7 protein-coding genes are annotated in these 9,016 nt (G+C 49.7%); 2 read left to right on the top strand and 5 right to left on the bottom strand.

What is annotated here, in order from left to right:
• The 5 genes from G459_RS0120095 to G459_RS0120075 all read right to left on the bottom strand — a co-directional run.
• On the bottom strand, positions 1 to 452 hold a 452-nt coding region (locus G459_RS0120095; protein WP_026969247.1), incomplete at its 3' end, for an FAD-dependent monooxygenase.
• A gap of 200 nt (positions 453 to 652) precedes the next feature.
• Positions 653 to 1,342, bottom strand: a complete 690-nt coding sequence (locus G459_RS0120090; RefSeq protein ID WP_026969246.1) for an arylesterase — start codon at positions 1,340 to 1,342, stop codon at positions 653 to 655.
• Between the two features lie 85 nt (positions 1,343 to 1,427).
• Positions 1,428 to 1,685: a hypothetical protein gene (locus G459_RS0120085; RefSeq protein ID WP_026969245.1), complete on the bottom strand. Its 258-nt coding sequence runs from the start codon at positions 1,683 to 1,685 to the stop codon at positions 1,428 to 1,430.
• Positions 1,672 to 3,000, bottom strand: a complete 1,329-nt coding sequence (locus G459_RS28010; protein ID WP_051315328.1) for a PepSY-associated TM helix domain-containing protein — start codon at positions 2,998 to 3,000, stop codon at positions 1,672 to 1,674. Before G459_RS28010 ends, G459_RS0120085 begins: the two co-directional genes overlap by 14 nt.
• Positions 3,001 to 3,008: 8 nt before the next feature.
• Entirely contained in the window at positions 3,009 to 5,453 is a 2,445-nt protein-coding gene (locus tag G459_RS0120075) for a TonB-dependent receptor (RefSeq protein WP_026969244.1), read from the bottom strand.
• Positions 5,454 to 5,718: 265 nt separating this feature from the next.
• On the opposite strand from G459_RS0120075, the gene G459_RS0120070 reads away from it, so the two are divergent.
• Positions 5,719 to 6,396 carry an ABC transporter ATP-binding protein gene (locus tag G459_RS0120070; RefSeq protein ID WP_026969243.1) on the top strand — a complete coding sequence of 226 codons (678 nt, stop codon included), beginning with the start codon at positions 5,719 to 5,721 and terminating at the stop codon, positions 6,394 to 6,396.
• Entirely contained in the window at positions 6,389 to 8,911 is a 2,523-nt protein-coding gene (locus G459_RS0120065; protein WP_026969242.1) for an ABC transporter permease, read from the top strand. The genes G459_RS0120070 and G459_RS0120065 overlap by 8 nt, the downstream gene beginning before the upstream one ends.
• The last annotated feature ends 105 nt before the right edge of the window (positions 8,912 to 9,016 follow it).

Genomic DNA, 9,016 nt, shown 5'->3' with positions numbered 1-9,016 from the left:
TCATAGTAAGGCTTGACGTCGTCGTAGCCGATGGGCCAGTTGTCGCCCAAGCCGTCGATGCCGGCACGCTTGAAGTCGTTGGGGCCAAAGCGCAGGGAGATTCTTCCCCAGTGGTTGGTCCGGCCGCCGACCATGCGGGAGCGAAACCAGTCGAACTTGGTGCCGTCCTTGTGGGTGTAGGGTTCGCCCTCGATGTCCCAGCCGCCGATGGCCTGGTCAAAGTCGCCGAAAGGGCGGATTCGGGTGCCTGCACCACGTCTCGGGGATTCCCAGGGCGGACGGAGCTGGGTTCTGTCTTCGTCTTTTGCAGGGTCAAAATCCCCGCCTGCTTCTACCACAGCGACGCTCAGGCCGGCCTCGGAGAGGATCTTGGAGGCCATGCCCCCGCCCGCTCCGGAGCCGACGATGATCACGTCGTACACATCAGGTTTTTCTTGTATCTGAAAGCTCATCTTTAAAATTTTCAATGAAGTCGAAAATTTAAGCTAAAAAAAATGTGGATAGAAACCCTAATTCTTTCGAAGGGGTAAAATGGGGATATAGGGCGCGCGTAACACCTAATTTAAATCCATTAAAAATAGATGGTTTTAGTTTTGCAAACGAAACACCAAACTAGCGCTAAAAAATATATGGAGTCTGTAGAAAGTTGTGTCTATAAAGATGCTTCAATAAACGGCCAAATCGTCTCCGCCACGATCTTGTGACCCTCTTCAGTTGGGTGAATGCCATCGGGAAGATTGAGCTCAGGAATACCTCCGACACGATCCAGTAAGAATGGGATCAAGGTGACGTTTTTCTCAGCAGCCACAGCCGGATATAGCTCGCTAAACTCTTTGGAATATTCCTGACCCATGTTTGGAGGGATTTGCATGCCTGCCAATATGATCTTGGTGTCTGGATATTTTGCTCGGACTTTGTCGATGATCGCTAACAGATTGTTTTTGGTTTCGCTGAGTAGAATGCCTCTTAGTCCGTCATTTCCGCCCAGTTCCAGGACGAAGATCGCGGGCTCCTCCTCCAGAAACCAATCGAGGCGACTCAGTCCTCCGGCTGTAGTTTCGCCGCTGAGTCCGCCGTTGATCACCTTGTAGTCGAGTCCCAGACTGTCTATCCGAGACTGGATCAGTCCTGCAAAGCCATCCTCGGGATCAATCCCGTAGGCTGCAGTCAAACTGTTGCCAAAGAAGAGAATGGTCTTTTTGTCGGTCGTGGTGTCGGCGCTTTTTTCAGCAGTAGCTTCTGATTGAGCCGACTCTTTCTTTTCTCCCGAGCAAGAAGCCAAGGCTAATCCAAATATCAAAAGGAAAGAAAAGAAGGGGAGAGCTTTGGGCGTGAACTTCATGGTGATCAGTAGAGTGAATTGTAAAACTATATACCCAAAAGGATTTTTGGGTAAAAGGTTCGGTTAAAATTCGGTTTTACCGGATTCAGAACAAAATCACCAAAGCGATCACGGCAAGCAGAGAGCAAAACCCATGGAAATAGGGACTGCGGAATTTGATGGAAGCTGCCAGAAAAATCATAGCGATGACACTCGCGCCCAGTGTGATGGACGAAGTGGAAGTAGGTGAATCCGCCAGCAGTCTTTTGTCCAGCTCATAGATCAGAAACAAGCCAAAGAATGAAAGGAAACACAAGTTTAGAGGCATCAGATAGTGCTCTGTCGCTTTCTTAGCTGTTTTCATGGATGGGTTTCTTTGATGTTTTGTCTTTTCTCCAAAAGAGAAACAGCTGATAAGAAATGAACGCAACCAAGAAAATATACACCACTGGAGTCACCAGCATCGTCGCGTAGGCATATCCGACAAAGATCACCATCAATGCGAGCAGGATGATGAGCGTGACCGTGGAAATGGAATAGATGAAGATGGTCTTTTTGACCTGATCTTTTTCTTCAGTAGTCTTTCTTTTTCGGATCAGATAGATGAAAAAACCGGTAATCGACAACACTCCCGAGGTGATGCCGAGCAAGGCATAAGCAATCTTCAGGAATATTCCCCCGAATCTCCCAAAATGCAGACCCTCCTGGACGTAGTAAAACTTATCCACAAATGCCTGCTCGCGGATGTCGTAGACGTCTAGGATTTCAAGTGAGGACTTGTCCAGCACGACCTTGGAGATGTGCGGCTCGAAGGGTAGCCGACCGGCGTCTCCTTTGACTTCAAGGGTATTGGTTCCGTCTTTGGATGGGATGATTTGCGTGGGAATGAAGCCCGGAATTTCATTTTTTGACAATGCGACAGCCTGCCAGTAGTCGTAGGTCTGCAAGATGTCCTCAGCGGGTTTGATCGGTTTGACAGGTCGTTTATAAGCATTGGGAGCCTTAATGTCCAGCCACTTGATTAGCACTGGCTGTAACCCGAGCCAAGCGCCCGTACCTGCTATCATCAGATTGAAAAGTAGGGCGGCGATTCCGACCATCTTGTGCCAATCAGCCATCAGAACCCGCAAATTTATCCCGTTACGGATCGCTCCAAAGAGCTGCTTTTTCATAAACTGCCCGTAGATCAGCAAGCCAGTCACACAGAGGACAAAGAGGCCAATACCGGCCAGACCGACCAACTGCCGACCCCACCAGGCGTCCATTAGCCGCACGTGCACCTGACGGAGGTAGTTGCTGAGGCTGTTCAGATGGTCTTTTGTGCCGAGGATTTCGCCCGTGTAGGGATTGACAAAGACCTGGTAGCGCTCCGAGTCATAGGGAGCTTCTTCCTTGTAGATGTCGATGATAAGCGGATGGAGATCGGATTGTGGTGGCTGGACACCCAAAATCTGGAATTTTGGATACTTACTCTGGATCTCCGAGACAATGCCGCTGACGGGCTGTAGGGTTTCGCCGGCGGAATCAAGCAGGTATTTTCGCTCCGACAACCCATCGATCTCGGGGAGGAAAACCGCCACAGCGCCAGTGAGACTGAGCACTGCGATGACGATTCCCACGTAGAGTCCGATCCATTGATGGATCTTCCAGAGCAGATTTTTGGATTTCTTTGCCGCCACTTTTTAGGTTAGAAAGAAAAGGTGATCGTGCCGAGTACATTTCTAGGTGCACCTGGGAAGAGTCTCAGATAGTCATATCCGCCCACCCAGTGCGTTTCGTCGGTGAGGTTGTTGACGTTGAGCTGGAGACGCACATTTCCGGTGGTGTAATAGACAGCGGCATTCATCAGCGTGTAGCCGGGGATAGTCTGGGTTGCGCTTAGCGAGAGGTTTCTTTCGGTGACGAAGTTTGTTCCGAAGCCGATCCCAAGGCCTGTCAATGCGCCTTGATCAAAGTCATACTTCGTCCAGAGATTTCCCTGATGTTTGGGAGCATTGGGCTTTTGCTTACCGAGGTCGGCCTCGTTGGGGCTTTCGGTGATCTCGGCCACATTATAGGCATAGGATGCCATCACGCTCCAGTTCATCAAGACTCTGCCGACCAAGTCGATCTCGACCCCTTTTGCGGATTCTTCACCGATTTGTTCCAAAAGGTCCGTTTCCCCCGCCACTGGATAAAGCGTGTTTTTTTGGGTGATTTGGTAGATACCTGTCGTCAATTCCAATCGCTTGTTGAACCAATCGGATTTCATTCCAAACTCCACCATGGAGCTTTCCAAAGGATCAAAGGGTCCTCCAGCGTTCGGGTTGGCGATGGTGGAAGCCGTCTGAGGGTTGTAGCCTTCGACGTAAGTACCATAGAAATTCACGTGTTCGTTGGCTTTGTACACCAATCCCAGTCGGGGAAGGAGCGCATTCTGATTGACCTTTTGCTCACCTTCTTTCTTGTAGTTTTCAAAATCTGTGTACACCTCGTACCGCACTCCGATCATCGCTTCGAGCTTACCGAGGGTAATCTGATCCTGGGCGTAGAATCCGTTCAGGTAATACAACGTCGGATCATAGCCTACTTGCGCGTAGAAATACTTGCTCATATCCTGCATCGCTTGGGAAGGAATGGGATTCTCCAAGTCGAAGTGTGACACGTTTGGCACCGGATTTCCGGCAGCGTCTAGCAGGTAGTTTTGCGGTTTTGAGGGATCAAATCTGGCGATGGAGCCGGTGTTGGAAGCATTTCTGTAGCCGCTCGCGGTCAGTTGGGATCCGCCTGCCGCCAAGGATTCTCTGGCATAGTCATAGCCTACGACCAACTTATGGGCAAGTGATCCGGTCGTGGTGTTGATGTTCAGATAGGAAGAAAGATTGTCGACGAAGCGGGATCTCTTTCTGATGAAAACCTGACGGCCGACCATCGTCGGGATGGTATTTCCCGTGCCATCTACCGCATAGCTATTGGAAGAGCGATGTTCCTGCAGGTCTTCGTTGTAGCCGGTCTTCATGTAGGAAGCGTTGAGACTAATCGATTTGCTGATTTGATGATTGATGGAAGTAGTGATGGTGTAAGTCTGCTCTTTCAGGTAATCATTGGCGGTGTTCAATGATCGGGAGATCGGTGTGGAATAGAGGTCGTTTTCGAAGGTCGATTGTCCCCGATCCAGTCGACTGCTGGAATTGTTGAATACCAAGTCCAGATTCACGCGGGTCTTTTCGGATGCTATAAATGAAAAGGAAGGAGCGACGACGATGTTTTTGTCAAACTGCAGATCTCTGAAATTCTGCGCGTCTTCATAACCAAGATTCAGACGATAAAGCAATGTTTTAGACTTGTTTGCCGGTCCGGTGAAATCGGCTAAGCCTCGGAAATTGTTGAAGCTTCCCATCGAAAAACTCAGACTGTTTCTGTTGATGTCCAACGGCTTTTTGGTCACTCTGTTGACCACGCCGCCCGGGCTGGCGTTGCCAAAAAGGGCCGAAGACGGGCCTTTGAGGACTTCGACTCTTTCCAGATAGTTGATCAATGGTTGCTTCCAAAATCCGGAAGTGGAACGCATCCCGTTCACCAATTGGGTATTACTGCCGCCGTTAATGCGGAAACCACGGATCGTGATGTCATCATAAAAAGTAAACTGGCTGACTCCGGAGAAGTTTTTAACTGTCTCGCCGACCCGCATCAGGCCCTGATCCAGGATCAATTCCTTGGTTGCATAGGACACAGACTGAGGGAGATCCTTGATGTTTGTCTGGGTTTTGCTGCCGATGAAAGTCGACGTGTTTTTGTAACCTTCTTCCTTTCTGCCCATGATTTCCACTTCCTGGAGACTGGAAATCTCTTCTTCCAGCTTATAGTTTCTAGTGAAAACGGGCTTGCTGATCGCGACCTTTTCATCGATCGTCTTGAAGCCAATGAAGGACAATTTCAGATTGTAGTCTCCGGGTTTGTCAAAAACCAAGGAGTACTTGCCTTCCAAATCTGTGACTGTACCGAATGACGTGCCCGCAACCTGTATACTTGCTCCAGTCAAAGGCAAACCTCCGATGTCCAAGATAGTACCCCGAAGTTCATATTTCGACTGACTGTAGGCTCCTGCGATGCAGGCAAAGAATATAACGAAAAAGGTAAAAATTCCTTTCATAGATTATTTAGATTGATTATCGATAGGCAAAAGTAGAGTGCAGATTTGAAAATCTGCAAGATTATTTAGATTTATTTTAAATAAATTTAACAAACGACGGATTTGACTGGCTTCGACATAAAACTGATCACCTGTAGTACAAGGACTTGACCGCTGATTTAGGTGTCGATTGCTGGTTTGTCACCCGATTGCTATATTCCGTCAACCATTACAAGGGTTTACCGTTTAGCCTTTGTTATATCGCATGCAGACTCCCATTTCCCCTATGAATATTTTATCAGTTGCAAACCTGAGCAAGGTTTACCAAAGCGGCAGCAGAAGGCTGACTGTGCTTGACGAAGTGAATTTTGACATCAAATCCGGAGAGATTATCTCCATCGTCGGGCCTTCAGGCAGTGGGAAGACGACGCTTCTCGGTCTTTGTGCCGGACTGGATTCTGGCTCCACTGGCAGTGTCGTTCTTAATGGACAAGCGTTGGAAAAGATGAATGAAGACCAGCGCGCTTCTGTCAGAAATAAGGACGTGGGATTCATCTTTCAAAACTTCCAGCTACTTCCAACCTTGACTGCTTTGGAAAATGTGATGGTGCCGCTGGAGCTGAAAAAGCGAAAAGATGCCCGCCAAAAGGCACAGGAACTGTTGGAGAAAGTAGGTTTGGGTGATCGAGCCACACACTACCCGACCCAGCTTTCGGGCGGTGAGCAGCAGCGGGTTTCCATAGCCCGGGCGTTTGCCAACGAGCCGAAGATACTTTTCGCAGATGAGCCAACCGGCAACCTGGACACTGAAACCGGCGAGATGATCGAGAAATTGATCTTTGATCTCAACAGGGAAAAAGGAACGACACTCGTCTTGGTCACGCACGACCTGGATCTCGCAGCCAAAACCCAGCGCATCATTCATATTAAGGGCGGAAAAATACAGGAGGACGCACATGCCTGATTTCGGTTGGATTTTGAAAATGGCGCTCCGGGATTTCCGAAAAAACCTGTCGCGCCTCTTGCTTTTTGTCTCCTCCATCGTGGTGGGGATTGCAGCTTTGGTCGCGATCAGCAGTTTTGGGGAGAACCTTACTCAGGATATCGACAATCAGGCCAAGGAGCTGCTTGGGGCAGATTTGGTCTTGGAAAACAACAAGCCAATCGGAGATCAGACTGTCGATTCAAGTGCCACGGAGCAGGCCGCGGAGGTGAGTTTTGCCTCGATGGTGGCTTTCCCAAGTACTGGTGCCAGCAGATTGACACAGGTCAGAGCTTTGGAGGGGGATTTTCCTTTCTATGGAAAACTCGAAACCATTCCTGCCGCCGGGGATGCGGACTTTAGAGCCGGAGGAAGAAAGGCACTGGTAGAAAAGACGCTGATGGCGCAGTTTAATGCCGAAGTTGGCGACTCGATCAAGGTCGGCGCCATGACTTTCCAGATCGCCGGCGAACTCCAGAAAGTACCCGGGCAAACCGGGATCACTGCCACGGTTGCTCCGGCAGTATACATTCCCATGGACTACTTGGAGGAAACCGGCCTTGTGCAATACGGCAGCCGGGTGGAGTATAAGCGCTACCTGATGTTTGCTTCCGGCACGAATGTGGACGAGCTGATCAAGCCCTATGAAGATCAGTGGGAGCTGGATCGGGTGGATGCCGACACGGTTGAGGACCAAAAGCGCTCTACCGGGCGATCCTTTGAGAATCTTTCCAACTTCCTGAGTCTCGTCGCCTTCATCGCCTTGTTGCTGGGCTGCGTCGGTGTAGCCTCCGCGGTCAATGTGTTTGTAAAGGAAAAGCTGGCTTCAGTGGCAGTGTTAAGATGTTTGGGCGTTTCCTCCCGGGATGTCCTGTTGATCTATCTGGCTGAGATCAAAGTCATGGGACTGGTCGGCGCCTTGCTGGGAGCGGGACTGGGAACAGCGCTTCAATACGTCTTGCCAGCCGTTTTTGCAGACTTTCTACCCGTCGAGGTCAATGTCGGGATCTCCTGGATTTCCGTAGGCTTTGGGATTATTACAGGCTTGTTCGTGTCGATCTTGTTTGCGCTTTTGCCTTTGCTGAAGGTGCGGAATGTCTCTCCGATGGCGACGCTTCGACCTGAAACTGCAGACACAACTTTGCTAAAAGATCCATTGCGTTGGCTGGTGATCGTTGGGATCTTACTGTTTATCTGGGGATTTAGCTTTTATCTGTTGGGAGATTGGAAGTTGGCCCTCGGGTTCACGGGATTTGTGCTGGTAGCTTTTGGAGCACTTTGGGGCGTAGGTCAGCTGATCATGTGGGCAGTGAGAAAGTTCTTGCCGATTTCGCTGACGTATGTCTGGAGACAGGCTTTGGCAAATCTTTACCGTCCAAACAACCAGACGATCTCCCTGATCGCGACGATCGGACTGGGCACGGCGATGATTGCTACGCTCTTTTTCCTACAAAATCAACTTCTCCAAGAAGCCAAATTCGCTGACAAGGAAGACCAGCCCAACATGCTCATGTTTGATATCCAGTCGGCTCAGCTGGATGAGGTGCGGGCAAAAGTGAAAGCGAAGGCCCTGCCGATCATGCAGGAAGTGGCGATTGTGACCATGAACCTGAACGAAATCAACGGCGTGGACAAAAAGGAAAACGAGGAATTGCCGGATGAGGAGAACTATTCGCGCTGGCTGTACAACCGCGAGTTTCGCGTGACCTACCGGGACACGCTGATTTCGTCAGAAACCCTGACTGCCGGGGAATTGATCCCGCTTGGCGCGAGGGGAGACAGCATTTTTGTCTCTTTGGAAAAAGGATTCGGCGAAGGCAATGGCTTGAAAATCGGCGACGAGATCGAGTTTAACGTCCAGGGCCGACCGATCAAGACTTACATCGGAAGCTTCCGGGACGTGAAGTTCAACCAGGTATCGACCAACTTTCTGGTGCTATTTCCAAACGGAGTCTTGGAGCAGGCACCGAAGTTTCATGTGATCATCACCAAGACCAAAAATGACCGCGAAGCTGCCGATGTACAAGCGGAGATCGTGCGGGCTTATCCGAATATCTCGATCATCAATCTTGGAACCATCGTTGCCACGCTGGAAGAGATCTTGGGTAAAATCAGCTTTGTAATCCAGTTTATGGCCTTTTTCTCCATCGCCACGGGGATTCTTGTCCTGATCAGTTCGCTGATCATCAGCAAGTATCAGCGGATGCGTGAGAGCATCTTGCTTCGGACACTGGGTGCGAGTTCGTCCATTGTGACACAGATCAACACGCTTGAATATTTCTTCTTAGGGAGTCTGGCGTCGCTTTCGGGGATCTTATTGTCCTTCTTGGCGACCTTCCTCTTGGGTGAATTTATCTTCAATATGAACTTTAGCGTGGCTTGGAAGGAAGGGCTGATCATGTATCTGGCCATCACCGGACTCACAATTGTACTGGGTTGGCTCAATGGACGAAAGATCATCAATCAACCGCCGATGGAGATCTTGAGGGGGAACTAAAGCAGTATCAAGTAGCGAGTGTCAAGACGCTAGACAAAAGACACAAGATGTGAGATAGATTTGAGTAATGCTTGAGCCAACTCCCCATTGGGTCCTCAGTTAATT

The sequence above is a fragment of the Algoriphagus terrigena DSM 22685 genome (assembly GCF_000429445.1).
Taxonomy (GTDB): domain Bacteria; phylum Bacteroidota; class Bacteroidia; order Cytophagales; family Cyclobacteriaceae; genus Algoriphagus; species Algoriphagus terrigena.
This window is presented reverse-complemented; position numbering and strand designations above follow the sequence as displayed.

Excerpts from the sequence above, each read along its gene's own strand:
- G459_RS0120090 (WP_026969246.1), bottom strand. The coding sequence starts at position 1,342 with ATGAAGTTCACGCCCAAAGCTCTCCCCTTCTTTTCTTTCCTTTTGATA.
- G459_RS0120070 (WP_026969243.1), top strand. The coding sequence starts at position 5,719 with ATGAATATTTTATCAGTTGCAAACCTGAGCAAGGTTTACCAAAGCGGC.
- G459_RS0120065 (WP_026969242.1), top strand. The coding sequence starts at position 6,389 with ATGCCTGATTTCGGTTGGATTTTGAAAATGGCGCTCCGGGATTTCCGA.
- G459_RS0120085 (WP_026969245.1), bottom strand. The coding sequence starts at position 1,685 with ATGAAAACAGCTAAGAAAGCGACAGAGCACTATCTGATGCCTCTAAAC.
- G459_RS0120075 (WP_026969244.1), bottom strand. The coding sequence starts at position 5,453 with ATGAAAGGAATTTTTACCTTTTTCGTTATATTCTTTGCCTGCATCGCA.